The organism is Caenimonas sp. SL110, from assembly GCF_001044395.1.
Lineage (GTDB): Bacteria > Pseudomonadota > Gammaproteobacteria > Burkholderiales > Burkholderiaceae_C > Ramlibacter.
Genome location: NZ_JANU01000016.1, coordinates 92,350 through 116,093 on the forward strand (window position 1 = coordinate 92,350; position 23,744 = coordinate 116,093).

Sequence of the window (23,744 nt, forward strand, 5' to 3'; positions counted from 1 at the left end):
GTTGCCGCTTCGCGGTGGATGCCGGATCGAGTCCGGCATGACAGCCAGTACCTCACGCGGCCTTCTTCAGATTGACCACCGCCGGATGCGACGCGAAGAAATCCATCGCGGCTTGCACGCCTGAGCCGGCGAGCTTCACGCCCGACAGCTTCATGCCCATCTCGCAGCCGGCAAGCGCGCCCATCAGCGTGAGGTCGTTGCAATCGCCCAGGTGCCCGATGCGGAACATGCGGCCCTTGACCTTGCCCAGACCCGTGCCCAGCGAGCAATCAAAGCGTTCATAGATCACGCGCCGGACCGCATCGGCGTCAATGCCCTCGGGCATCATCACGCCGGTCAGCACCGGTGAATAAACAGCCGGGTCCGCGCACTGGATCTCCAGCCCCCAGGCCCGGACCGCCGCGCGAACGCCCTCGCCCCAACGCTGGTGCCGCTCGAACACCGCCGGCAAGCCGCCATGCTCCGGAGCAAGCAGCATGTCGCAGGCTTCGGCCAGGCCGTAGAGCAGGTTCGTGTTAGGCGTGTAGGGCCAGTAGCCGCTCTTGTTCATCTCGATGATTTCGTCCCAGGCCCAGAACGCCTTGGGCAACTTCGCAGACTTGCTCGTTTCGATCGCCTTGGGCGACACCGCATTGAAGCTGATGCCCGGCGGCAGCATGAGGCCCTTTTGCGAGCCGCTGATGGTGACGTCCACGCCCCAGTCGTCGTGCTTGTATTCCGCCGAGGCCAGGCCCGAGATGCTGTCGACCATGAGCAGGGCCGGATGCCTGGCGGCATCGATCGCCTTGCGCACCGCGAGGATGTTGCTGGTGACGCCGGTCGAGGTCTCGTTGTGCACCACGCACACGGCCTTGATCGCATGCTGCGTGTCGGCCTTCAGGCGCTCTTCGATCAGATGCGCCTGCACGCCCTTGCGCCAGCCCTCGATGCCGGGCAGCCCCAGGAACTCGGGCTTGAGGCCCAGGCGCTGCGCCATCTTGTTCCACAGCGATGCGAAGTGGCCGGTCTCATACATCAGCACCTGGTCGCCAGGGCTCAGGACGTTGGCCAGCGCTGCTTCCCATGCGCCCGTGCCGGACGCGGGATAAATGATGACCGGGTGCTTCGTCTGGAAGATCTGGGCAATCCCCTTGAGCACTTGCAGGCCCAGCACACCGAACTCGGGACCCCGGTGGTCGATGGTCGGCAGGCTCATCGCGCGCAGGATGCGATCGGGTACGGGCGACGGCCCGGGAATCTGCAGGAAGTGGCGGCCGGTGGGGTGAAAGTCGAGCGTAGGCATGGCAGGTCTTAGATCCGTGATGGGTTGAATTTTTGCATACAAAAATGGATTGTCAACTAGTGGTCAATACCGATTCACTACCGACAGCACGCTTTACAGCTGACTTTTTTGCATACAAAATAACGCCATGACCGCAGAAGTGATAGCCATTCCCCGCGCCGCCTTGCACGACCAGGTGGCCCACCGCCTGCGCCAGATGCTGGTTGAAAACCGGATTGCACCGGGCGCCAAACTCAATGAACGCGAACTTGCCGAAGTGCTGCAGGTGTCCCGCACGCCGCTTCGCGAGGCCATCAAGATGCTGGCAGCGGAAGGCTTGGTAGAGTTGGTGCCCAATCGCGGCGCAATCGCTGTTTCGCTGACTGAGGCCGACGTGCTCAACACCTTTGAAGTGATGGCCGGGCTCGAAGCCCTGTCCGGCGCACTCGCAGCCGAACGCATCACCGATGACGAGCTGGCGGAGATCAAGGCGATGCACTTCGAGATGATGGCCGCCTACACACGCAAGGACTTGTCGAGCTACTACCGGCTCAACGCAAAGATCCACAGCGCGATCAATGCCGCTGCCAGGAACCCGGTGCTCTCCAGCACGTACAACCAGGTCAACGCGCGCCTGCAGGCACTTCGCTTTCGCTCCAACCAGGACGGTGAAAAATGGAAGCGCGCCATGGAAGAACATGACCGCATGATCGAAGCCCTGTCTGCGCGTGACCCACACGCGATGCGCGATGTGCTTGTCATGCACCTCAACAACAAACGCGACGTGGTGGTGGACCAATTGCGCCGGGGTGTGAACACGCAGGTTGCCAGCGCTGCGGGAGCCGGCGAATGAACGCGCCCCTGCCCCTGAAAGTTGCACGGCAGGCCGAAGGCAAGGCCTACGAGATGGTTGCGCGCGCAAGCAATGAAGTCGCAGGACGACTTGCCGCGCGCCTGGCCTCCGAGACACAGGGCGAAGTGCTGTTTTCAGCGGCCGATCGCGGACGCTATTCAACCGACGCGTCGATCTACCAGGTGATGCCCATCGGTGTGTTCGTGCCCCGCTCCAGTGACGAGGTCAAGCTGGCGCTGGACATCTGCCGCGACCTGAAGGTGCCTATCGTGCCGCGCGGCGGCGGCACCAGCCAGTGCGGCCAGACTGTCGGCGCGGGCCTGGTCATCGACCACACCAAGTACGTGCGCAACATCCTGCAGGTCGATGCGAGCGCGAGCACGGTCGTGGTCGAGCCCGGCATCGTGCTGGACCATCTCAACGCAGCGCTGAAGAACTCCGGCCTGTGGTTTCCGGTGGATGTGTCCACCAGCGCGCAGGCCACGCTGGGCGGCATGGCGGGCAACAACTCGTGCGGCAGCCGCAGCATCGCTTACGGCAACATGGTTCACAACGTGCTGGGCATGACCGCCTGGACGGCCGATGGCGCTTTGCATGATTTCAGGCGCTTCGAAGATTGCGTGGGCACCGCGCGCGAACTGGGGCTTCGCGTGCGCGACCTCGCCCTGGCGCTCGCCCCCGAGATCGACAAGCGCTGGCCCAAGGTGCTGCGCCGTGTCGCGGGCTACAACCTGGACATCTTTCGCAACCAGAACGAGAAGCCCTACACGGCTGACGGCTCTGTCAATCTCGCGCACCTGCTGGTCGGCAGCGAAGGCACGCTGGCGCTCACGAAATCGCTCACGCTGCAACTGTCGCCGCTGCCAAGACACAAGGTGCTGGGCGTCGTCAACTTTCCGACCTTCTACAAGGCGATGGACACGGCGCAGCACATCGTGGCTTATGGCGGCGCGGGTCAGGACGCCGTGCTGTCGGCGGTCGAGCTGGTCGACCGGACGATGATCGACCTGTCGCTGCAGAACCCGTCGTTTGCACCGGTCATTCGCAGCGCCGTCATCGGCCAGCCCGACGCGGTGCTGCTCGTTGAATTTTCTGGTGACGACCGCGACGTGCTCGTGCGCAAGCTCGCGGGCCTGGTCGAATTGATGGGCGACCTCGGCTTGCCGGGCTCGGTCGTGCAGATGACCGAGGACGGACCGCAAAAGAAGCTGTGGGATGTGCGCAAGGCGGGCCTGAACATCATGATGAGCCTCAAGGGCGACGGCAAGCCGGTGAGCTTCATTGAAGACTGCGCCGTGCCGCTGGAGCATCTTGCCGAATACACGGACGGCCTCACGCAGGTGTTTCGCAAGTACGGCAGCAAGGGCACCTGGTATGCGCATGCGTCGGTCGGAACGCTGCATGTGCGGCCCATCCTGGACATGCGAAACGACGGTGCGCCCAAGATGCGCGCGATCGCCGAAGAAGCATCCGCCCTGGTTCGCAAATTCAAGGGTGCCTACAGCGGCGAGCATGGCGACGGCCTGTGCCGCGGCGAGTGGATCCAGTGGCAGTTCGGCCCGAAGATCACCGAGGCATTTGCCCAGATCAAGACCTTTCTCGATCCGCAGAACCTGCTCTCCCCCCAGCGCATCATCGACCCGCCGCGCATGGACGACACGCGCCTGATGCGCTTCGCGCCGTCCTATCGCGTGATCCCGGTCAAGACCGCACTGGACTGGAGCACCTGGAATGTGCAAAACGATCCGGCCACCGAACGCACCTCTGCGCCCGGCACAGGTGGCGACCCCGCGCAAGGCTTGGCCAAGGCCGTGGAGATGTGCAACAACAACGGCCACTGCCGCAAGTTCGATGCGGGAACCATGTGCCCGAGCTACCGCGTGACACGCGACGAGCAGCACCTCACGCGCGGCCGCGCGAACACCCTGCGGCTCGCGCTCTCAGGCCAGCTGGGCGCAGAAGGGCTCGCCTCCGATACGGTGAAGGATGCCCTCGATCTGTGCGTGAGCTGCAAGGGCTGCAAGCGCGATTGCCCCACCGGCGTGGACATGGCGAAGATGAAGGTGGAGTTCCTGCATCACTACAAGGCAAAACACGGCTACACCCTCAAGGACAAGCTGATTGCACGACTGCCCGACTACGTGCGCAGCGCCAGCCGTTTTGCGTGGTTGCTGAATCTGCGCAACAAGAGCCCGCTGCTCGCATCGCTGGGCGAAAGGGTGCTGGGGCTGTCGGCCAAACGCAGCCTGCCCGAGTGGCGAGCCGATCACTTCTTCAACAGCAACACCCCATCCGCAAGCCGGGACGAAGTGCTCGCGGCCGCGCAACCGGTGGTGCTTTTCGTCGATACCTTCAACGGCTTCTTCGAATCGGAAAACGCGCATGCCGCGTTCAAGCTGCTGCGCGCGGCGGGCTACACCGTCCATATCGCTGCCAAGGCCAAGCCGGACGGCGGGCACCTGTGCTGCGGCCGTACCTACCTGGCCAGCGGCATGGTCGATGAGGCGCGCGCCAGGGCCCGGGAAGTTGTCGAGTCCCTGCTGCCCTTCGCGCAAAAGGGCATCGCCATCGTCGGGCTGGAGCCGTCGTGCCTGCTGACACTGCGCGATGAAACGCTGGCCATGGGGCTGGGTGACGACGCACAGCTCATCGCCAGGCAGGCACTGCTGCTCGAAGAATTCCTGGCGCGCGAATTGAAACTCGGCAAGCTCGATGCGCTGAAGTCGCGCTTGAAGCCGCTGGGCAAACAGGTGCTGCTGCACGGTCACTGCCACCAGAAGGCCTTCGATGCGGTCAACCCGATCATCGACGTGCTCAAACTCATTCCGGGCGTGCAGCCCGAGCTGATAGAAAGCAGCTGCTGCGGCATGGCCGGCAGCTTCGGCTACGAGGCCTCGCATCACGAGGTCTCGATGCAGATGGCGGAACTCAGCCTGTTGCCTGCGATCAGGAAGCAGCCCGATGCGATCGTGGTTGCCGACGGCACGAGTTGCCGCCACCAGATCCACGATGGCGCGCAGCGCGAGGCGATTCACGCCGCCGTGTTGCTTGCGCGGCAACTGTGACGGCCGGGGCGCGGCACAATCGTGCGATGGCTGCGCCCCTTATACGATCCGCCCTTCCCTCCGACGAAACCGCATGGCGCGCGCTATGGCGCGGCTACTGCGATTTTTATGACACCCAGCTTCCCGATGCCATCACCGACAAGACCTGGCAGCGAATCCTGGACCCTGATTCGGCGGTGATGTGCCTGCTCGCCGAGGTCGAGGGGCAGGTCTACGGATTTGCGGTTTGCATCGTTCATGAGCACACCTGGGAGACGCAGCCGGTGTGCTACCTCGAAAACCTCTATGTCACGCCCGCCGCACGCAGCCGGGGCATGGGCCGGGCCATGATCGACTGGTTGTGCAATGCGATGCGTGCAGAGGGCTGGTCGCGGGTGTACTGGGTGACCCGCGAGGGCAACACCCGGGCCCGTTCGCTCTACGACCAGTTCGTGCCGGCCGATGATTTCGTGAGGTACACGGTGCGGCAAAAGCCGGCCTGACCTCTGCGCTGCACGCGCTTTTTGGCATGCGCGTTTTGGCACGCGCTTTTTGCCACGCCCGCCTAGCGGGCACGCCCCTTCCTGACTTCCACGGGCCCCTGGCGAACCCCGTGTTTCTCCAGGTATTGCCGGATGAGCATCCGCACCACCTGCGAGGACGTGACGTCCTGCGATGCACACAGCTCTTCAAAAGCCTTTTTCTTCTGTGGATCGATCAATATCGTGAGACGCGCTTTTTCTTCCATTGTTTCTGCCATAAGTTGATAACACGCTGACACTTTGCCTTTCGCGCCAGGCGCAGCCGGTAGTGGTTTAGCGCCCGTCCCGCTAGGACCGAACCTCAGCGCAGACGAGCCTCAACCGTACCCGCATGTCAGCTTTTTTCCACTGCGCGCATGGCTGCTTTAACGCGCCAGTGGCCGCGCCAGTGGACGCGCCGGTAGAAGCCAATTGATATTGGCGGCGTTTCCAAGTAACGTCCGTTCATGGTTACCCAGCTCAACGCTACGCCGGCGTATATCGGAAAGTACACCGTCGAGCGCGAGGTCGGCAGGGGCGCAAGCAGCACCGTCTACCTCGGTTTCGATCGCTTCAACCAGCGACCCGTGGCCATCAAGCAGATCCACGCGCACCTGCTCGAAGATCCGTTCCAGGCACAACGCTACCGCCGGCGCCTGCGCAATGAAGCGCAGATGGCCGGTCAGCTGAACCATCCACACGTCGTTCGCCTGTTCGACGTGGATGAGGACGCGAGCCCGCCCTACCTGGTGCTCGAATACATCGACGGCGCGCCGCTGACCGACTTTGCCAAGCCCGACAAGCTGCTGCCGGTGTCGCAGGTAATCGAGATCGCGTTCAAGTGCTGCAGCGCGCTGGAGCATGCCCAGCAAAAAGGCCTGGTGCACCGCGACATCAAGCCTGCCAACCTGATCCTGCAGGAAAACGGCGCAGTGAAAGTGACCGATTTCGGCACGGCGCTGTCGCTTCGCAGTGAAGTGACGCAGCTCACCGGCCTGGTCGGCTCGCCGTCGTACATGTCCCCCGAACAGGTGCGCGAACAGGTCTGCACCCACCAGAGCGACATGTTCTCGCTGGGCATCGTCATCTATGAACTGCTCACCGGGCGCAACCCGTTCGAGGGCGAAAACGATTTCACGACGCTCTACAAGGTCAACACCGAAATGCCGCCGCCTCCGCGCGTGCTGCGGCCGGACCTGCCGCCCGCGCTCGACGAGGTGGTAATGAAGGCGTTATCGAAGGCGCAAGCTGACCGCTATGCGCAGTGGCAGGATTTTGCCGATGCGCTGGTGTCGGTCAGCAAGGCGCTGCCCGAACGCCGTGCCAGAGACAGGGATGCAGAGCGCTTCTCGCAGATGCGCGCCCTGCCGTTTTTCGCGGGCTTTCACGACGCGATGCTCTGGGAATCCTTGCGCCTGGGCACACTGCACACCCACGCCAAGGGCGATGTGCTGATGCAGGAAGGCGCCGAAGGCAAATCGTTTTGCATCCTGCTCGAAGGGTTTGTTGCGATCCGCCACAACAACTTCACCATCACGGTGCTGGGACCGGGTGTGACGCTGGGGGAGATGTGCTACCTGCAGGCGGACCGTCCGGCGCGTACAGCCACGGCGCTGGCAGAGTCGGAGGTGCTGGTGCTGGAGATCCAGAACGCGGCGCTCAGGCAGGCCTCGGAAGGTCTGCAGACCTCGTTTGACAAGGCGTTCATCCAGCTGCTGGTGTCGCGCCTGATCAAGACCAACGAAAAAGTGGGCAACTGGGACATCCTTGCAGGACAAACCCAGACTGCCCACGGCAATCTCAACCGCCCGGCCTGAGGGCTCTCGCATCAGGCCGGTGTTGATGCTGTTTACTGGCGCGGCTCGCCGCGCTCGTTGACGATGAGGGTGCGGCCGGGAGGCGCGCTCATCTGCACACGGTGCTCGGCGCCACGGTAGTTGTAGGTCACGTCGTAGTACTCGACGCGATCGTTCGTGGTGGTCTGGCAACGCTGCACGTCGCGCTCGACGATGGTGGTGCCGCCGGGGCCGCGACCCTGGTTCGCACCAATCGCTGCGCCACCGATCACGCCAGCCGCAGTCGCTGCGTCCTTGCCGGAGCCGCCACCGATCTGGTGACCCAGGATGCCGCCGATGAGCGCACCTGCGACCGCGCCACCCACGTTGGGCTCACCGCGCGATGGCTCGGCAACCGCCTGGCGCTCGACCCAGCAGCGCTGGTTCGGCGGGCCGACCACGGCGCGAACCGAAGTGACCGGCACTTCATACACGCGCTCGTCGGCGCGGCGGCGGTACTCATAGACCGGCGCCACGGCGATGGGTTCGGCGATCTCGTTCTGGTAGCGGCGGCCACCCTCGACCGGGCGCACCGACGAGATGCGGTTGTTCATGCCGAATTCTTCCAGCGACGCATAGTTGCCACGGCGCAGCACGACGCAGCGGCCACGGAAACGCGAGTCTTCGCACACTTCCCAGCGGCCGCGATCGACGACGATGGACGAGATCTTGTCGTTCATGCCGGTGCGGTCGAAGTTTTGCACTTCGTTGCTGGCGGTGAAAGCACGTCCGCGGAATTCGCGGCCCTCGTAGAACGTGATCTGCGCGGCGGCATGACCGGCCAGCGTGAGCGCGCCGATGGCCATCGCGTATTGAAGAGTTCTTTTCATGTGTCGCTCCTGTTGTGGTTTTACGAGCCGCCAGTTTGGCAGATGCGTGTACCCACAACGGATGGGGCAAGCCCCGCGCCGACCACGTTTTTGCATACGGCTCGTAAAGAGATGTGAGCAGGTTGTGCGTACCATCGCAGTTCTATTCAAACGTGGAGCAAACAATGACCGTGGAATCCCTTGCCCTGGATGAGCAGACCCGGCGCACGCTGGAAGGCATCACGACCGCAACCCTCACGACCGTGCTGCTCAAGAAGGGCCTGCGCAACGTCTGGCTGCGGGGCACTCGACCTCTCGCGCCGGGCCTGCCGCGTGTCGCGGGACGCGCCTTCACCTTGCGGTTCGTGCCGGCGCGCGAAGACCTGGCAACGCCCGCATCGTGGGGCTCGCCGATCTCGACGCGCGCAGCGATCGAAGCCATGCCCGCCGGTTGCATTGCGGTCGTGGGCGCGATGCGCGTGACCGATGCAGGCATCTTCGGCGACATTCTCTGCGCGCGTATGCAAAAGCGCGGGGTCGCAGCGCTGGTCACCGATGGCGTCGTGCGCGATGTCGAAGGCGTGCTCGGCACAGGCCTGCCCGTGTGGTGCCAGGGCACGGCGGCACCGGCATCGGTCAACGGCCTGACGTTCGTGGGCTGGCAGGAGCCGATCGACTGCGGCGGCGTGGCCGTGTTCCCGAACGACGTGGTGGTGGTCGATCAGGACGGTGCGGTGTTGATTCCGGCAGCGCTGCTCGATGAGGTGATCGAGTCGGGCGTGGAGCAGGAGCGGCTGGAGGGCTGGATCATGTCCGAGGTGATGGCCGGAGCGCAGTTGCCGGGGCTTTATCCGCCGAATGCGGAGAACAAGAAGCGGTATGAGGATTGGGCCGCAGACAAGCGGTGAGCCGCAGTCGCGAGACCGGCTCTAGCTTCCCAACGTGGCTGCAGACCGAAACTCCGCGTGAGCGGAGAACGCCCCGGCGGTGAGTTGCACGTCGGCGCGTCCAATGCCGGCTTGCCTGGCTGCGTCTTCCCACCCATCAACCGCAGCAGCGACCTCCTCGACAATCTGTCTTGCGCGTTCTTCGCTCAGGCCATAGAAAGCCGCGGTGGTCAGGACGGTGGCGAAGCTGGGGCGGTTGTCGGCGTCGTCGATGTTGAGGACGTGTTCTGCCTTGTCGATGTTCGGGTTGACGTCGAATGCTGGTGCCAGGCGCCAGCCGGTTGCGCCCAGCACGAACCCGTGGTTGCGCAGATGGTCGTCGCGATTTCCAACCGCCACATTGAACGCGACCCGGCGGAACAACTGCTCCAGGTCCGCATTCGCGTGGGCACCGTCGCCCTTGGCGCGCAGGAACTGGGCGAGCTCAAGGTAGCTCGTGCCCTCGCTCTGTTCCTTGCGAAGCAGGGTCATCGCGGAGGCATAAAAGCGTCGCCCGCCGTTCACGCGGTCAAAGCGTTGCACGCAGAATGTGTGGAACTCGTTGTTCAGCCGCACGACCCTCGCAGCTGGAACATCCACTCCTGCCTTCAGTGCCAAGCCGTGCACAACGTGCTCCCAGGCACCCATGTCCCGGTCGTCATCTCGTGCCGGGAATTTGCCAATCCACAGGGAGCCATCCGCCTGCGTGAAGTTGGCTTTCGGCCGTGCGCCACCCAGGGACGCGCCAGGGGCAACCAGGACCGTGAGCCACTTCCTCAGCGCGTCGAGGTCGTCGATTCGGCGGCTGCTTAGCTGGTAGGCGACCGCCTCCAGCTCGCGCAGGCTGGTGATGGGCGGCGCTGCCATCTTCTCGTTGCCCAGGAACTCCTCGGTGCCGACAGGTCGAAAGCGCAGTCCACCCTGCCGGGTGAAGTCCTGCACGCCGACGAGGAAGTCCCATGCGTAGAGCGTCCTGGGAGTGCGTTTCTCGTCTTTCGCTTGCAGGGCCTCCCGACGCTTCATCAACGTCTGACCCCATCTGTCCGGTGACGAGTCCAGGAAGATGCCGAAGTTACCCAGTTCGGGCTTGGGAAAGAACGGCGACTCGTCCAACGACAGGTCCGGGTCAAGCGCGAATGCGCGTGCGTCGCGCAGCCACTCACGCTCGTAGCGAAATCGGATCTGCCCACGGTCATGCGCCAGAGTGCCTACCATGCACTTTGGCCCCAGGTCACAGTCGAGCCAGACCTCCAGAACGTTGTCGTGGCCGCTCATGACGTGCTCCCGGTGCCTTTGTCAGCGTCTGCAGGAGCTATGGCCACATCGCCGGTAATGCGCCGGCGGCGGGGTGCCGTCGTTGGCGCTTCAAGTGCCAGGTCCTGCAGTTTGCGGCCGACCTTGTCGTCGGCGGCCAGCCCATTGATGTCAGCCTCCAGGCCGAGGACGGCCAGCACTCGCAGATACATCCCCAGAGTTGCGCCGGCGTCGCCTGCTTCCACCTTGTAGAGGGACGTTCTTGAGATTCCCGCCCGCTGCGCCACGACTGCGTTGCTCAGCTTCCTGCGCAGCCGCGCGAGTTTCAGCCGCTCTCCCAACTGGGAAAGCAGCCTCTGTTCCTGCGGAAAAACAATAGGAGGCTTGCGCGGCATTTCTCTATTATGGACATTTAGACCAATCTTTGTCCATAATAGAGAACATATGGCCGGCGTGGCAACTCGTGGGCAGCGCCGGCAGCTCAGCAACGGCCTCAGCCAAACAACCCCTTGTGCTGCTCGCGCAGCAGGTTCTTCTGCACCTTGCCCATGGTGTTGCGCGGCAGCTGGTCCACCACGAAACAGCGCTTGGGAATCTTGAAGTTCGCCAGCTGCGACTTGAGTTTTGCCACGATCTGCTCGGCGTCCAGCTTCGCGCCGGGTTTCGCGATGACGACTGCCACGCCCACCTCACCGAAGTCCGGATGCGGCACACCAATCAGGGCGCTTTCGGCAACGCCGGGCAGGTCATTGATGTAGCCCTCGATCTCTGCCGGGTACACGTTGTAGCCGCCGCTGATGATCAGGTCCTTGCTGCGGCCGACGATGGTCACATAGCCGCGCTCGTCGATCTTGCCGACGTCGCCGGTCCTGAACCAGCCGTCTGCCGTGAACTCTTCCTTTGTCTTTTCCGGCATCTGCCAGTAGCCCTTGAAGACGTTGGGGCCGTTGACTTCGATGCCGCCGATTTGGCCCGCAGGCAGTTGTTGTCCGTTGTCACCCATGACTCGCACGCCGACGCCCGGCAGCGGGAAGCCCACGGTGCCGCCACGACGCTCACCGTCTGCTGATTCATACGGGTTGGACGTGAGCATGATGGTCTCGCTCATGCCGTAACGCTCCAGGATCGTCTGGCCGGTGCGCTCTTTCCAGTCGTTGAAAGTCTCGATGAGCAGCGGCGCGGAACCCGAGATGAACAGGCGCATGTTGCGCACTGCATCACGGTCGAGCGACGGTTCGGCGAGCATGCGCACATACAGCGTGGGCACGCCCATGAACACAGTCGCCTCCTTCATCTTTGCAACGGCCAGGCGAGGATCGAACTTCGACATCCAGATCATCTTGCTGCCGTTGATCAGCGCGCCATGCAATGCCACGAACAGGCCGTGCACATGAAAGATCGGCAGTGCGTGAATCAGCACATCGCCCGGCTTCCAGCCCCAGTAGTCCTTGAGCACCAGCGCATTGGACAGCAGGTTGCCGTGCGTGAGCATCGCGCCCTTGCTGCGTCCGGTGGTGCCGCTGGTGTAGAGGATGGCCGCGAGGTCATCGGCATTCGCTTGCGCGATCGTGTGTGTGTCGCGCTGATGCGCCGCACGTTGAAGCAGCGACCCCGTGCGGTCATCGTCCAGCGTGAAGACGTGGGCGGTGCCCGCCTTGAACGCGAGCTTGCTGACCCACCCGAAATTCTTGCTGCTGCACACCACCACCGAGGGCTCGGCGTTGCCGATGAAGTACTCGATCTCCGCGCTCTGGTAGGCGGTGTTGAGCGGCAGGAACACATACCCCGCGCGCAAGGTCGCCAGGTACAGCATCATAGCCTCGACCGATTTCTCGACCTGGACTGCAATGCGCGCGCCCTTGGGCAGGCGCAGCGATTGCAGCAGGTTGGCCATCATGGCGGTCGCGCGGTCCAGGTCGCGCCAGGAATAGGTCAGGCCGTTGTCGGTCTCGACCGCTGCCGCGTCCAGGTCGTCGGGAAACGCCGCGCGCAGCGCAGCGAACAGGTTGCCGTTTTTCATTCAGTCCAGTTTCGCGCCAGAGGCCTTGACCACGGTTGCCCAGCGCTTGACCTCGGCGCTCACGAACGAGCCGAACTGCGGCGGCGTCATGTTCGGGAACTCCGCGCCGTTGCTGGCCCAGATCGCCTTGAGTTCATCGGACTGCAGCGCCTTGCGCACTTCATCGACGATGTGGTTTTGCATGTCCACCGGTGTGCCCTTGGGCGCCCAGAGGCCGTACCAGGTCGTGACGGTGTAGTCGGGCATTCCCATTTCGGCGGCCGACGGAACATCAGGGAACGCAGCGTTGCGCTTGTTGCCCGACACCATGAGGGCGCGGATACGTCCGCCCTTGATGTGCGCCGATGACGAACCCAGGCCGTCGAACATCATGTCCACCTGTCCGCCCACCAGGTCGCGCAGCGCAGGACCTGCGCCGGTGTACGGAATGTGCGTGATGAAGGTCTTGCTCTGCTGCTTGAACAGCTCGCCCGCCAGGTGATGCGAGGTGCCGGTGCCGGCCGAGCCGTAGTTGTACTTGCCGGGGCTTTTGCGCAGCTCGGCCAGGAACGACTTGAAGTCCTTCATCGGCATCTTGGCCGGATTGACGACAACCACCTGCGGCACGCTGGCAACCAGCGTGAGAGGGATCAGGTCCCGCTCCAGGTCGTAGTCGAGCTTGGGATACATCGAAGGCGCAATCGTGTGGTGCACCGCGCCCATGAAGATGTTGTAGCCGTCCGGCGCCGCGCGCGAAGCGATGCCCGCGCCGAGCGTGCCGCCTGCACCACCCTTGTTGTCGATGACCAGCTGCTTGCCGGTCTGCTTGGCGAACTGCGCTGCCAGCGGGCGGGCGAACGCATCGGTTCCGCCACCGGCAGGAAACGGCACGACCATCATCACCGGCTTGGCCGGCCATGCCTGCGCATGGGCGAAAGGCGCGAGCGATGTCGCACCGGCTGCTGCTGCGGCGCGCAGGACGTCACGGCGGTTGAAGTTGTTCATTTGTGTTTGTCTCCTGTTGGATGGATTTACTTCACGCTTGCATGAGCGATGCCTAAAGGTACAGGTCTTCGATCGCTCCAGAAATCGGGATTTGTCCCTGAGCCAGCAGGGTGCGGTGCTTGTCCAGGCGCTTGAGGTCGTACAAATAGTTCACCATGAGGCCGTAAGACTGCTTGATGCCCTTGGTTGAAGGGTCGCCCAGCCAGTTGATCCGCTCGACCCTCGCGCCATTGCCCAGGTGAAAACGCGCGACGGCATCCAGCGGTTTGCCATCTTTTGTTTCCTTGCCCAGGTACTGCGCGGCCCAGCCGAGCAGGGCTTTGCGATGCGGCGACTGAGGCGGCAGGGATTGGGGGTCTTCAATCGCCTGGATCAGCTCGGCAGGCGCGTTCTTCGCCATCCAGCTGCGAAGGCCCGGGATCGGCGACAGCGTTGCAAAGGTTTTGAGCTTGGGGAACTCTTCCTTGAGTGTTTCCACCACCCGCTTGATGAGCGAATCGCCAAAGCTCACGCCGCGCAGGCCGGCCTGCGTGTTGCTGATCGAATAGAAGATGGCGGTGGTGGCTTTTTTCAGGTCGCTGGGAGCGGCATCTTCATCGAGCAAGGGCGTGATGGAGCCTGCGATGTCATCGACCAGCGCCACTTCGACAAAGATGAGCGGCTCACCTTCCAGGCGCGGGTGGAAAAAGCCATAGCAACGCCGGTCGCTGTCGAGCCGGTTCTTCACATCGGCCCAGCCTCGGATGTCGTGCACGGCCTCGTACTTGATGAGCTTTTCGATCAGGGACGCAGGCGAATCCCAGCTGATGCGGCGCAAGTCGAGAAAGCCCACATCGAACCAGGTCGAGAACATGTATTCCATCTCGACATCGAGCGCAGCCAGGCGCTTGTCCGACTTCAGGAAAGGCTGCATTTCGGCGCGCATGTCGACCAGGAAACGGATGCCAGCCGGGTCGGCGCTGAACCGCTGCAACAGGCGCCGGCGCGGCGAGACAGTGGCGCGGCGGTAGAGCACTTCGGCGGCGGCTTCATCGGGGGTGCCGACGGCAGCGGCGTACTTCGCTTGCGCCGCCTTCACGCGCTCGGGGTCTGCGGTGAACTGCTCGCTCATCAGCAGCCAGATGTCGTGACGCTGCTCCGGCTCGGTCGTGCGGTACCAGTCGGCGACTGCCTTGGCGCGGCGCCCGCCCTCCACTTCGCTCACGTTCGGATCGACGATGGCCTGCAGCTCGCCCAGCACGCGGCGCAACACGCGTGGCGACAAGGCCTCCTTGCTGCGGCGCAAGGTAGCCTGCAGGCGCTCGCGCGTCGAACGCGGATTGGTGCGGGGAGAAACAAGCCAGTCGGTTGAAATCATCTGGAGAGCCCGGTGCGGTGGTTACGGCTGAGCGCGCGCAGTGCTTCGCGCTGGCGCGTGAGGTGGGTGCGCATCGCCGCTTCGGCGCCGGCAGGGTCTCGCGCCTTGAGGGCAGCAAACACGGCGAGATGCTCGGACAGGCTCTGGTCGAGGCGGCCGGGTGCATGCAGTTGCTGCAGCCGCGCCAGCTTGAGGATCTTGCGCAGGTCGGCGATGACGATGGCGAGCCAGTGGTTGTCCGCCAGCTGGATGATCGCCTCGTGAATCGCGAAATTCACCGCGTAATAGTCATTGATTCGCTTGGCCCTGGCGTGCTTTTGCAGCTTGTCGTGCATGTCCTGCAAGAGCGCGATGTCTTCATCGGTTGCGTGGGCAGCGGCCTCGTGTGCGCAACGGCCTTCCAGCAGCGCGATCACCGGAAATATCTCGTCGAGGTCTTTTTCTGTGACCTCATAGACGAATGATCCGCGGCGCGGCTCGTGCCTGACCAGGCCCTCGGCGGTCAGCACCTTGAGTGCTTCGCGAAGCGGCGTGCGCGAGATTTGCAGAAGCTCTGCGAGCTTCACCTCGTCCAGGAACGTGCCTGGCATCAACTCACCGGCGAAGATCCGCTCGCGCAACTGCGCCGCGACTTCATCGTGCAGGGAGTTGTGAACCAGGCGCATGCCGTAATTTTCTATAATTATGCGTAATTATGTAGAGGGTTAACGCGTAGGCGCAATAGCTGAGTAGGCCGTCATTGCGGACTCGATCCGCAATCCATCTGTGATCAAGCGCAGTCGCCGCTGCGCGGTGGATGCCGGATCAGGTCCGGCATGACAACGGGGGGCAGGCTGTCATTGCGGACTCGATCCGCAATCCATGTTTTTCAGCAGCCGCAGCCGCTACGCGGTGGATGCCGGGTCAGGTCCGGCATGACAACCTTCTTTCAGGTCCGCGATGACGAGGTCTGACGCGCGCCACCCCAGAACCACAATCCAATCCCCGCCAGCACCATCGGCACGCACAACCACTGCCCCATGCTCAGGCCCATCGACAGCAGACCCAGATGGCTGTCGGGCTCGCGGAAATACTCTGCAATGAACCGGAACACGCCGTAGCCGATCAGGAACACGGCGGACACCTGCGCGGGCTTGCGCTCCTTGCGGGCGTACACCCACAAGATGATGAAGAGCAGCACACCTTCCATCAGGAACTGATACACCTGCGACGGATGGCGCGGCACCATCGAACCGCTGTGCGGAAAGATCATCGCCCACGGCAGCGACGGGTCGGCGGCGCGGCCCCAGAGTTCGCCGTTGATGAAGTTGCCGACACGACCTGCTGCCAGCCCCGTTGGCACACACGGCGCCACAAAATCCATCACCTGCCAGAACGGCCGGCCCCGCGTGCGGGCATACCACCACTGCGCCGCGATCACGCCCAGCATGCCGCCGTGGAAACTCATGCCGCCCTGCCAGATGTAGAACACCTCCAGCGGATGCGCAAGGTAGTACTCGGGCTTGTAGAACAGGCAGTAACCGATGCGGCCGCCGAGCACCACGCCCAGCACGCCGAGAAACAGGATGTCCTCGATGTCCTTGCGGCCCCACGACATGGGCGGGCGGACCGATGCAAACGGCTCATGGCGCAAGCGAAGCATGGCCAGCAGCATGAACAGGCCAAATGCGGCGAGGTATGTCAGGCCGTACCAGTGGACAGCCAGCGGGCCGATCTGCAGGGCAACGGGGTCGATCTTGGGGAAGGTGAGAACCATGCGCCGTATTGTGAAGCAAGCCCGCCTGACGCTTGCTCAACCACGCGGCGCCGCCACCCTCGCCTGCCTGCGCGCGAATTCAATGAAACGCTCCAGCGTCGGCCGCGTGGACTGGGTATCCCAGACCAGCGTGGTTTCGCATGACGGCACTTGCAGCGCCTGCTTGCCTGCCGGTTGCCGATAGACGACGCCGGGCCGCTGGAACTGGCGCACGCTGTCGGGCACCCAGGCGATGCCCAGCCCGGCGGACACCAGGTTCACGATCGTCTGCATCTGTATGGCCTCTTGCGCGACCTGCGGTGTGCGCCCTGCGGCGTGATACATCCCGAAAATCGCGTCGTGCAGCGAAGGCACGATGCGGCGCGGAAAGATCACCAGCGGCTCGGCCAGCACTGCAGCAAGCGACAAGGTGCGCGCAGTGGCCAGCCGATGCCCTGCCGGCAAAGCCGTCACCAGCGCTTCGCGCGTGATGCGCAGGTGTTGCAGGTCGGCGGGCGCAAAGCCAGGCGAATGCAGCATGAAGCCCGCATCGATCTCACCGCGCTCCAGCAGCCGCAGTTGCACATCGCCGGTTGCCTCCACCAGTTCAAATTCGACCTGCGGGTACTGGGACCGAAATGCCTGCACCCACTGCGGCAAGAGACTGAACCCGGCTGTGGACACAAACGCCAGCCGCAAGCGCCCCACCTCGCCCTGGGCTGCCGCTCGCGCCTGACCCGGCAGTGCATGGGCACGCGCGAGCAGGTCGCGCGTGTCGGGCAAGAGGGCCGCGCCCGCCGGGGTGAGTTGCACGCTGCGCTTGGTGCGGTCGAACAGGCGCACGCCCAGCTGCTGCTCCAGGTTGGCAATCGCCTGCGTGAGTGGGGGCTGCGTCATGTGCAGGCGCATGGCAGCGCGGCCGAAGTGAAGTTCGTCGGCGACCGCAATGAACTGACGCCACAGCCGCAGCTCGATGGGATGGTCGCCGGTGGTGTTTCTCATATGCCCTGCATATTAATCGCCCCACAAAATCGGATTGGAAAGAATCAGTGTGCAGGAGCACAATCGCCGCCATGGACAAGAAAATCATCCCCATCAATTCGCGCAGCGCCACCATCACCGAGGGCAAGTCGCGTGCCCCCAACCGTTCCATGTACTACGCCATGGGTTACGAGGAGTCCGACTTCAAAAAGCCCATGGTCGGCGTCGCCAACGGGCACAGCACGATCACGCCGTGCAACAGCGGCCTGCAGAAGCTGGCCGATGCTGCCATCGCCGGCATCGAGGAAGCCGGTGGCAACGCCCAGGTCTTCGGCACGCCCACCATTTCGGACGGCATGGCGATGGGCACCGAGGGCATGAAATATTCGCTGGTGAGCCGCGAAGTCATTTCGGACTGCATCGAAACCTGCGTGCAGGGCCAGTGGATGGACGGCGTGCTGGTGGTCGGTGGTTGCGACAAGAACATGCCGGGCGGCCTGATGGGCATCCTGCGTGCCAACGTTCCCGCCATCTATGTTTACGGCGGCACCATCCTGCCGGGCCGCTGGAAGGGCCAGGACCTGAACATCGTGAGCGTGTTTGAAGCCGTGGGCCAGAACGCTGCGGGCAACCTGAGCGATGAGGACCTGCGCGAAATCGAGATGCGCGCGATTCCGGGCACGGGATCGTGCGGCGGCATGTACACGGCCAACACCATGTCCAGCGCATTCGAGGCGCTGGGCATTTCGCTGCCCTACTCGTCCACCATGGCGAACCCGCACGACGAGAAGATGAATTCGGCAAAGGAATCGGCCAAGGTGCTGATCGAGGCGATCAAGAAGGACATCAAGCCGCGCGACATCGTCACAAAAAAGGCGATCGAGAACGCTGTGGCCGTCATCATGGCAACCGGTGGCTCCACCAACGCCGTGCTGCACTTCCTGGCGATTGCGCATACGGCAGGCGTCGAGTGGACCATCGACGACTTCGAGCGCATTCGCCAGAAGACGCCGGTGCTGTGCGACCTGAAGCCGTCGGGCAAGTACCTGGCCGTCGACCTGCACCAGGCGGGCGGCATTCCACAAGTGATGAAGGTCTTGCTCAAGGCCGGTTTGCTGCACGGCGACTGCATCACCATCACTGGCGAGACCATCGAGCAAGTGCTGAGGGACATTCCCGATGAGCCACGCGCCGACCAGGACGTGATCCGCCCGATCAGCAATCCGATGTACGAGCAGGGTCACCTGGCCATCCTCAAGGGCAACCTGTCGCCCGAAGGCGCGGTCGCCAAGATCACCGGCCTGAAGAACCCGGTGATCACCGGCCCTGCACGCGTGTTCGACGACGAGCAGTCGGCCTTGAAGGCCATCCTGGACGGCAAGATCAAGGCGGGCGATGTGATGGTGCTGCGCTACCTGGGCCCCAAGGGCGGCCCGGGCATGCCGGAAATGCTGGCGCCCACCGGTGCGCTCATCGGCGCAGGCCTGGGCGAAAGCGTGGGCCTGATCACCGACGGCCGTTTTTCAGGTGGTACCTGGGGGATGGTGGTGGGTCACGTGGCGCCCGAGGCGGCGGCGGGTGGCACGATTGCCTTCGTCCATGAAGGGGACTCGATCACGATCGACGCGCACGACCTGAAGCTGGAACTCAACGTTCCCGAAGCTGAAATTGAAAAGCGCCGTGCCGCGTGGAAGGCACCCGAGCCGCGTTACACGCGTGGTGTGCAGGCCAAGTTCGCGTTCAACGCGAGCAGCGCAAGCAAGGGCGCTGTGCTGGACAACTACTGAGCTTCTTCCAGAGCGTGGGCCAGAACCAGGGGCAGCTCCAGCGTGAAGGTGGCTCCCCGGCCCACGCCATCACTGTGCACACGGAGACTGCCGGCCATTTCATTTGCTGCCAGGGCGCAGCTGTGCAGACCGAAACCATGGCCTGACTCTCGCGTGGTGAACCCGTAGGAGAACACGCGCGCCAGATTGGCGGAAGGGATGCCGCACCCCGTGTCCGACACCTGGAATCGGAGGCGGTCGCCCACCGCCTCCATGTGTAGCCGCAGGGTCCGCTCCTGCCTGACCTGATCCTCCATGGCATGAATCGCATTGCTCATGAGGTTGACCAGGATCTGCAGGACACGTGTCTTGTCGAGTATGACCTGAGGGATGTCGGCCCAGTGCTTGACGACATTGACCTGATGCGCCTGGAAGCCATCGCTCGCGATACGCAATGCGTCCTCGAACAGCGCACGGGGCGACAACACCTCCGCCAGCACCGACGGCCCTGCATACGACTGCTGGGTGGCCACGATCTTCTTGATGTGGTCGATGCTGGTGACAAGGCTATTCAAATGCGCCATCAGCTCGGTTTGTTCGTTGTGCAGCACGACCGACAGCTCCTTCATGTAAGCCGGCAGCATCGAGCCCCTCGGGTCATGGAGCAGGTAGGTGCCCAGGTCATCACGATGAGACTCCATCAGTTCGACCACACGCTGCAGGCCCCCAAGCCTCGACGCGGCAAGCGACTGGCCCATGAGCTGCGCCGAGACGTTGACCGTGTTGAGCGTGTTGCCGACGTTGTGCAGGACGTTGGTGGCAATCTCGGCCATTCCTGAACGGCGCGCAGCGGCGACCAGCTCCCGCTGGGTCGTGCGCAACTCCTGCGTCTGGCTCGCAACGCGTTGCTCCATGTGTTCGTACAGCACGACGTTTTGAAGAGAAACCGCCAGCGGTCCAGCTACCGCCTCGACCGCGCCGAGCACCGTCTCCGTGAAAGCGCCGCGTTCGAGCCGGTTTTCCAGCAAAAGCATTCCGATGACCTCGCCGTGGCTGATGATCGGCATCGCAAGAAGCGAGCATCGCGACGCGTCCCGGAAGACCATGTCCGACCTGAATCTTTCGTCGCGCACGACATCGTCCACGACCAGCGGCGCGCGCGTGGAATCGACATGCGAAAAGGCAGGCCCGCAGAGCAGTCCGGAGTTGATCGCCTCCTCGACCGGCATACGAAGGCCTTTATCACCGGCGCCGTACATGAACCAGCCATTGGCGTCCGCATCGCGCAGCAGGAACGTGACGCCGGTCGCCCCGGTGAGTTCGGCCATCACCTTGCACAACCTCTCGTGGAGCCGGTCCAGCCGCGTCTCGGAGCTGAGAGCCTGCGAGGTGTGCAGGATCGCCAGCGTCTGCGCCTGCGCTTTCTCCTTTTGCCGCCGCTGTTCATTGATCCGGTCAGCCAACGCGAGCGACAGCAGGATCATCTCGATCGCCGCACCCAATGCGATGACCTCGGGAGGCCGGATTCCATCAGGCAGCAGCCGAAAGTAGCTGAAGCCGCCGAGCGTGATGGTCAGGTAATGAGCGACCCAGGCCGCCAGGAAATACCGGACGCCCGCCCATCGGCGCAACACCGCGGTGACCAGGACGCCCGCGACAACAAAGCCACCGGCCAGGCTTAGAGTGACCATCAGCACGGTCACTGTCAAAAGGTGCTCGGAGAAAACCAGCGATGCGATTGTCACCAGCATGCCGACGAGAGCGACTACGAGCAAGGCCTTGTCCGCGCGCGGCAGCCGCTGCCGCGTGGACATGAATTGCCGGGTTAGCAACGCAGAAAAGACGACTGCACTGGCGTAGCCGAAAACGGTCGCCCGGTGGTTCAACCAGGGCGAGTCACCCCAGAGAAATTGAAAACCCAGTCCGGAATTGCCGGCCACCCCAATGCCGTTGCAAACTGCAAAAGCGACGTACATGAGGTAGCCCACATCGCGCACCACGACGTACAGCAGCAGGTTGTAAAGGACCATCCCGCCCAGGAGTCCGAAGTAGAGTGCAAACAGCCCCAGTGCGCGCTGGTGCGCGGCATGCATCGCGTCAGGTTGCCAGAGCGCGACCTGAAACCGGCGCGTTCGCGAGTCCTGCATCTTCAGGAGCACAGAGGTGGTGCGCCCGGGCGACAAGTGCACCGGGAAGGCAAGGTTGGCGCTCGAAATCGCCCGCGCGGAAAAAGGCAGTGCAGCGCCCGCCTCGGGCGAGGCCTGCCACTGGCCATTGCCCGAAAGCACGAATGCCTGCGCCCTGTCGGGCACAGGCATTCCAAGGACCAGCATCCACTCTCCAGGCGCCGAATCGGCCACCGCAAATTCAAGTGACAACCAGATCGCATCCTTGGACACAAGACGCGACATGGAGGAATCGGAGGTCAAACGTTTGACACGTCCTTGCTGCACCAGAGCCGCAACCTCGGCTGCAGTCAGGCGGCCGGACGGGTCCTCCAGGTAAGTGATCGACTGCGTGAGCGACAGTGTGCGGGTATCTTTCGTTACCTGTCGCACGTCGGCGTCATTCATTCGTGCGAAGGCGGACTGCGTGCACCACAGGCCCAGGACCACAGCCAACGCGCGCAACCAGAAAGTTGCGGCCTGCCTCACGCGCGATCCTGCCTTGCGCGGCCCGGCTGCGACAAACCTGCAGACGAGAGCAAGCCGGCGCATTCAGCCAGCGTCCGCTCCAGATTGGCGAATCTTGATTCTGCGTCGCGGGAGAGTTTCCACTTCGCGCAGAACATTCGTGCCGCTTGCCAGACTTCAACCGGATCGAACGGCTTCTTGATCACCAGGAGACGCTCGGACCCATCGAGCTTGTGCAGAGCCGACTCCCACGAATAGTCGCCATGCGCAGTGCAGATCACCACCTGGACATGCGGGTCTGCTGCCCACAGTTCCTGGATGGTTCGCAGCCCATCCCAGCCGGGAGGCATTCGCATATCGACAAATGCCAGCATGAAAGGCGATCCGGCCTGATGGGCGGCCCGAGCCAGCTCAACCCCCTCCTGCCCCTGGGAGGCGAAAGCAAGGTCGAACGACTGCCGCACCGGCATGTTCGCGCTGCCGAACATGCGTGCTTCAAGCTCGCTCAGGGAATTCGCAGCGCTCTCGCCTGCGCTGGCCCCCAGCACGCTCATGAAATCGCCATGCAACGAAGCGTCGTCATCGATCACCAGGATTTTTCCAATGCGATCCAATGCCATCTGCTACCCCGTCGCTAGTGAAATTGCTTTGACAGGCGCATCTGGTAGAACGCGCCAGTCTGTGCGTTGCGGGTTTCCAACATCTTCATGTACTGCAGGGTCAGCGCCAGATCGAGCGCGCGCACCGGCACGGTGTAGAAGACGCCGATACCCGTGGAGCGAAAACGGTTCGCCCCGTAAATGCCACCCGAATCGTCCTGAAACTGCTGCACCCGGACCAGCTGGCTCCCGACGGCTCCGAACGAAGTGCGTAGCGCGGCGCCCGCCTCGATCGCTACAAAATTGCCGCTTCGGATGTCGCTGTCGGTGTTGCGCGAATTCAACCCGACGGTCAGGCGCGAACCCACCGTCAGGACATCGTTCGGGCTGTACGCCAGGAGTACCGAAGGGCGCAGGGTCACGTACCGGCCGAAGCCGATGTTGGCAGGTGCGGCAGGGTCATGCTCTCCGGTGGGGATGCCCAGCGACGCGCCAACGGCCACCTTGACTTCTTGGATCTGCTTTTGCCAGAACAGCGCGACATCCATGTCGCCCAGACCGTGCTTGCCTTCGAACGTGCCTCGGGCAGACCGCGTGGCGAGGTCAGCCTGGAAGGCCGTGTCAAAGCTCGCCTGTGCTCCGGCCTGGGCCTGCTGCGCAGCAGCCGCAGGCACCGCAGGCTGCAAGCTGGTGAGCGTGGGCGTGCTGCCGGTGAGCGCCAGCGTGCGGTCCAGGTTAAGCGTGTACGGCAGGCTCACCGCAAATGCCCATCTTCCTCCTGCAAGGGCGGGCCCGGTGCGATAGCCGAGAACCAGGTTGACGCGCGACTGCTCTTGCCGGGCGTCCACATCGACAACCCCAGTGAAGCTGGCCGTACGGGTTTGTCCGGCGATCGGAGCCACGAACGGCCCCGACACGCCCTGTTGGCGCCTTTCCCCCGTGTCGTCGGTCAGTTTGCCTGCGGTGACATGCGTGACGCCGATGTTGCCGAACCATCCGGACCGGTCCGCTGGCGCGAGCAACTCTGCGCCCAATGAGCCGGCCAGTGGATATCTCAGCTTGAATCCGTCAGCCGCAAATGCCGCCTGGGCAAATACAACAGCAAGGCCACAGGTGGAGATCGGCCTCCACGACGAAAAATATCCCATGCACTCAGCCCCCCTCGG

20 protein-coding genes are annotated in these 23,744 nt (G+C 63.5%); 6 read left to right on the top strand and 14 right to left on the bottom strand.

Going from position 1 to position 23,744, the window contains the following annotated elements; all coding sequences use genetic code 11:
* Nucleotides 1-52: 52 nt before the first annotated feature.
* The gene (locus AQ12_RS10880) at nt 53-1,282 is read right to left on the bottom strand and encodes an alanine--glyoxylate aminotransferase family protein (RefSeq protein WP_048439920.1); all 1,230 of its coding nucleotides are present in this window, start codon (nt 1,280-1,282) and stop codon (nt 53-55) included.
* Nucleotides 1,283-1,409: 127 nt separating this feature from the next.
* Between AQ12_RS10880 and AQ12_RS10885 the strand changes: the two genes are divergently transcribed.
* Genes AQ12_RS10885 through AQ12_RS10895 form a run of 3 tightly spaced genes read left to right on the top strand, consistent with a single transcriptional unit; the run spans nt 1,410 to nt 5,661 of the window.
* Complete coding sequence (locus AQ12_RS10885; protein ID WP_048439921.1) at nt 1,410-2,114, top strand: GntR family transcriptional regulator; 705 nt, start codon at nt 1,410-1,412, stop codon at nt 2,112-2,114.
* Between the two features lie 53 nt (nt 2,115-2,167).
* Nucleotides 2,168-5,179, top strand: coding sequence for an FAD-binding and (Fe-S)-binding domain-containing protein (locus AQ12_RS10890; protein ID WP_048440019.1), 3,012 nt, complete (start codon nt 2,168-2,170; stop codon nt 5,177-5,179).
* 26 nt (nt 5,180-5,205) lie between these two features.
* Nucleotides 5,206-5,661, top strand: a complete 456-nt coding sequence (locus AQ12_RS10895) for a GNAT family N-acetyltransferase (RefSeq protein ID WP_048440020.1) — start codon at nt 5,206-5,208, stop codon at nt 5,659-5,661.
* Nucleotides 5,662-5,723: 62 nt separating this feature from the next.
* On the opposite strand, the gene AQ12_RS10900 is transcribed toward AQ12_RS10895, so the two are convergent.
* Nucleotides 5,724-5,906: a ribbon-helix-helix protein, CopG family gene (locus AQ12_RS10900; protein ID WP_048440021.1), complete on the bottom strand. Its 183-nt coding sequence runs from the start codon at nt 5,904-5,906 to the stop codon at nt 5,724-5,726.
* Between the two features lie 240 nt (nt 5,907-6,146).
* On the opposite strand from AQ12_RS10900, the gene AQ12_RS10905 reads away from it, so the two are divergent.
* A complete protein-coding gene (locus tag AQ12_RS10905) occupies nt 6,147-7,496 on the top strand; it encodes a protein kinase (protein ID WP_048439922.1) in 1,350 nt (449 codons plus the stop codon).
* A gap of 32 nt (nt 7,497-7,528) precedes the next feature.
* On the opposite strand, the gene AQ12_RS10910 is transcribed toward AQ12_RS10905, so the two are convergent.
* A complete protein-coding gene (locus tag AQ12_RS10910; RefSeq protein WP_048439923.1) occupies nt 7,529-8,344 on the bottom strand; it encodes a beta/gamma crystallin-related protein in 816 nt (271 codons plus the stop codon).
* Between the two features lie 164 nt (nt 8,345-8,508).
* On the opposite strand from AQ12_RS10910, the gene AQ12_RS10915 reads away from it, so the two are divergent.
* On the top strand, nt 8,509-9,231 hold the full coding sequence (locus tag AQ12_RS10915) for a ribonuclease activity regulator RraA (RefSeq protein ID WP_048439924.1): 723 nt from the start codon (nt 8,509-8,511) through the stop codon (nt 9,229-9,231).
* A gap of 21 nt (nt 9,232-9,252) precedes the next feature.
* Here the strand turns inward: AQ12_RS10915 and AQ12_RS10920 are convergent, their stop codons facing one another.
* The 8 genes from AQ12_RS10920 to AQ12_RS10955 form a co-directional block, all read right to left on the bottom strand.
* Nucleotides 9,253-10,524, bottom strand: a complete 1,272-nt coding sequence (locus AQ12_RS10920; protein WP_048439925.1) for a type II toxin-antitoxin system HipA family toxin — start codon at nt 10,522-10,524, stop codon at nt 9,253-9,255.
* Nucleotides 10,521-10,898, bottom strand: coding sequence for a helix-turn-helix domain-containing protein (locus AQ12_RS10925; RefSeq protein ID WP_048439926.1), 378 nt, complete (start codon nt 10,896-10,898; stop codon nt 10,521-10,523). The genes AQ12_RS10920 and AQ12_RS10925 overlap by 4 nt, the downstream gene beginning before the upstream one ends.
* Before the next feature lie 98 nt (nt 10,899-10,996).
* Entirely contained in the window at nt 10,997-12,523 is a 1,527-nt protein-coding gene (locus AQ12_RS10930) for a malonyl-CoA synthase (protein ID WP_048439927.1), read from the bottom strand.
* On the bottom strand, nt 12,524-13,507 hold the full coding sequence (locus AQ12_RS10935) for a tripartite tricarboxylate transporter substrate binding protein (RefSeq protein ID WP_048439928.1): 984 nt from the start codon (nt 13,505-13,507) through the stop codon (nt 12,524-12,526).
* 52 nt (nt 13,508-13,559) lie between these two features.
* Nucleotides 13,560-14,864 (bottom strand): malonyl-CoA decarboxylase domain-containing protein, encoded by a 1,305-nt coding sequence (locus AQ12_RS10940; protein ID WP_048439929.1) that lies wholly within the window; start codon nt 14,862-14,864, stop codon nt 13,560-13,562.
* The gene (locus tag AQ12_RS10945) at nt 14,861-15,529 is read right to left on the bottom strand and encodes a GntR family transcriptional regulator (RefSeq protein ID WP_048439930.1); all 669 of its coding nucleotides are present in this window, start codon (nt 15,527-15,529) and stop codon (nt 14,861-14,863) included. The genes AQ12_RS10940 and AQ12_RS10945 overlap by 4 nt, the downstream gene beginning before the upstream one ends.
* 263 nt (nt 15,530-15,792) lie before the next feature.
* Nucleotides 15,793-16,620 (bottom strand): prolipoprotein diacylglyceryl transferase, encoded by an 828-nt coding sequence (lgt, locus tag AQ12_RS10950; protein ID WP_048439931.1) that lies wholly within the window; start codon nt 16,618-16,620, stop codon nt 15,793-15,795.
* Between the two features lie 36 nt (nt 16,621-16,656).
* Nucleotides 16,657-17,601 carry a LysR family transcriptional regulator gene (locus AQ12_RS10955; protein WP_048439932.1) on the bottom strand — a complete coding sequence of 315 codons (945 nt, stop codon included), beginning with the start codon at nt 17,599-17,601 and terminating at the stop codon, nt 16,657-16,659.
* Nucleotides 17,602-17,672: 71 nt separating this feature from the next.
* Between AQ12_RS10955 and ilvD the strand changes: the two genes are divergently transcribed.
* On the top strand, nt 17,673-19,367 hold the full coding sequence (gene ilvD, locus AQ12_RS10960; RefSeq protein ID WP_048439933.1) for a dihydroxy-acid dehydratase: 1,695 nt from the start codon (nt 17,673-17,675) through the stop codon (nt 19,365-19,367).
* Here the strand turns inward: ilvD and AQ12_RS22100 are convergent.
* The 3 genes from AQ12_RS22100 to AQ12_RS10975 are packed head-to-tail and all read right to left on the bottom strand — an operon-like array spanning nt 19,361 to nt 23,726.
* On the bottom strand, nt 19,361-22,000 hold the full coding sequence (locus AQ12_RS22100) for a 7TM diverse intracellular signaling domain-containing protein (protein ID WP_161799017.1): 2,640 nt from the start codon (nt 21,998-22,000) through the stop codon (nt 19,361-19,363). The genes ilvD and AQ12_RS22100 overlap by 7 nt on opposite strands.
* Nucleotides 21,997-22,599: a response regulator gene (locus AQ12_RS10970; RefSeq protein ID WP_053076681.1), complete on the bottom strand. Its 603-nt coding sequence runs from the start codon at nt 22,597-22,599 to the stop codon at nt 21,997-21,999. Before AQ12_RS10970 ends, AQ12_RS22100 begins: the two co-directional genes overlap by 4 nt.
* 14 nt (nt 22,600-22,613) lie before the next feature.
* Nucleotides 22,614-23,726 carry a transporter gene (locus tag AQ12_RS10975; protein ID WP_048439934.1) on the bottom strand — a complete coding sequence of 371 codons (1,113 nt, stop codon included), beginning with the start codon at nt 23,724-23,726 and terminating at the stop codon, nt 22,614-22,616.
* Between the last annotated feature and the right edge of the window lie 18 nt (nt 23,727-23,744).

Excerpts from the sequence above, each read along its gene's own strand:
- AQ12_RS10880 (WP_048439920.1), bottom strand. The coding sequence starts at position 1,282 with ATGCCTACGCTCGACTTTCACCCCACCGGCCGCCACTTCCTGCAGATT.
- AQ12_RS10885 (WP_048439921.1), top strand. The coding sequence starts at position 1,410 with ATGACCGCAGAAGTGATAGCCATTCCCCGCGCCGCCTTGCACGACCAG.
- AQ12_RS10890 (WP_048440019.1), top strand. The coding sequence starts at position 2,168 with ATGGTTGCGCGCGCAAGCAATGAAGTCGCAGGACGACTTGCCGCGCGC.
- AQ12_RS10895 (WP_048440020.1), top strand. The coding sequence starts at position 5,206 with ATGGCTGCGCCCCTTATACGATCCGCCCTTCCCTCCGACGAAACCGCA.
- AQ12_RS10900 (WP_048440021.1), bottom strand. The coding sequence starts at position 5,906 with ATGGAAGAAAAAGCGCGTCTCACGATATTGATCGATCCACAGAAGAAA.
- AQ12_RS10905 (WP_048439922.1), top strand. The coding sequence starts at position 6,147 with ATGGTTACCCAGCTCAACGCTACGCCGGCGTATATCGGAAAGTACACC.
- AQ12_RS10910 (WP_048439923.1), bottom strand. The coding sequence starts at position 8,344 with ATGAAAAGAACTCTTCAATACGCGATGGCCATCGGCGCGCTCACGCTG.
- AQ12_RS10915 (WP_048439924.1), top strand. The coding sequence starts at position 8,509 with ATGACCGTGGAATCCCTTGCCCTGGATGAGCAGACCCGGCGCACGCTG.
- AQ12_RS10920 (WP_048439925.1), bottom strand. The coding sequence starts at position 10,524 with ATGAGCGGCCACGACAACGTTCTGGAGGTCTGGCTCGACTGTGACCTG.
- AQ12_RS10925 (WP_048439926.1), bottom strand. The coding sequence starts at position 10,898 with ATGCCGCGCAAGCCTCCTATTGTTTTTCCGCAGGAACAGAGGCTGCTT.
- AQ12_RS10930 (WP_048439927.1), bottom strand. The coding sequence starts at position 12,523 with ATGAAAAACGGCAACCTGTTCGCTGCGCTGCGCGCGGCGTTTCCCGAC.
- AQ12_RS10935 (WP_048439928.1), bottom strand. The coding sequence starts at position 13,507 with ATGAACAACTTCAACCGCCGTGACGTCCTGCGCGCCGCAGCAGCAGCC.
- AQ12_RS10940 (WP_048439929.1), bottom strand. The coding sequence starts at position 14,864 with ATGATTTCAACCGACTGGCTTGTTTCTCCCCGCACCAATCCGCGTTCG.
- AQ12_RS10945 (WP_048439930.1), bottom strand. The coding sequence starts at position 15,529 with ATGCGCCTGGTTCACAACTCCCTGCACGATGAAGTCGCGGCGCAGTTG.
- lgt (WP_048439931.1), bottom strand. The coding sequence starts at position 16,620 with ATGGTTCTCACCTTCCCCAAGATCGACCCCGTTGCCCTGCAGATCGGC.
- AQ12_RS10955 (WP_048439932.1), bottom strand. The coding sequence starts at position 17,601 with ATGAGAAACACCACCGGCGACCATCCCATCGAGCTGCGGCTGTGGCGT.
- ilvD (WP_048439933.1), top strand. The coding sequence starts at position 17,673 with ATGGACAAGAAAATCATCCCCATCAATTCGCGCAGCGCCACCATCACC.
- AQ12_RS10970 (WP_053076681.1), bottom strand. The coding sequence starts at position 22,599 with ATGGCATTGGATCGCATTGGAAAAATCCTGGTGATCGATGACGACGCT.
- AQ12_RS10975 (WP_048439934.1), bottom strand. The coding sequence starts at position 23,726 with ATGGGATATTTTTCGTCGTGGAGGCCGATCTCCACCTGTGGCCTTGCT.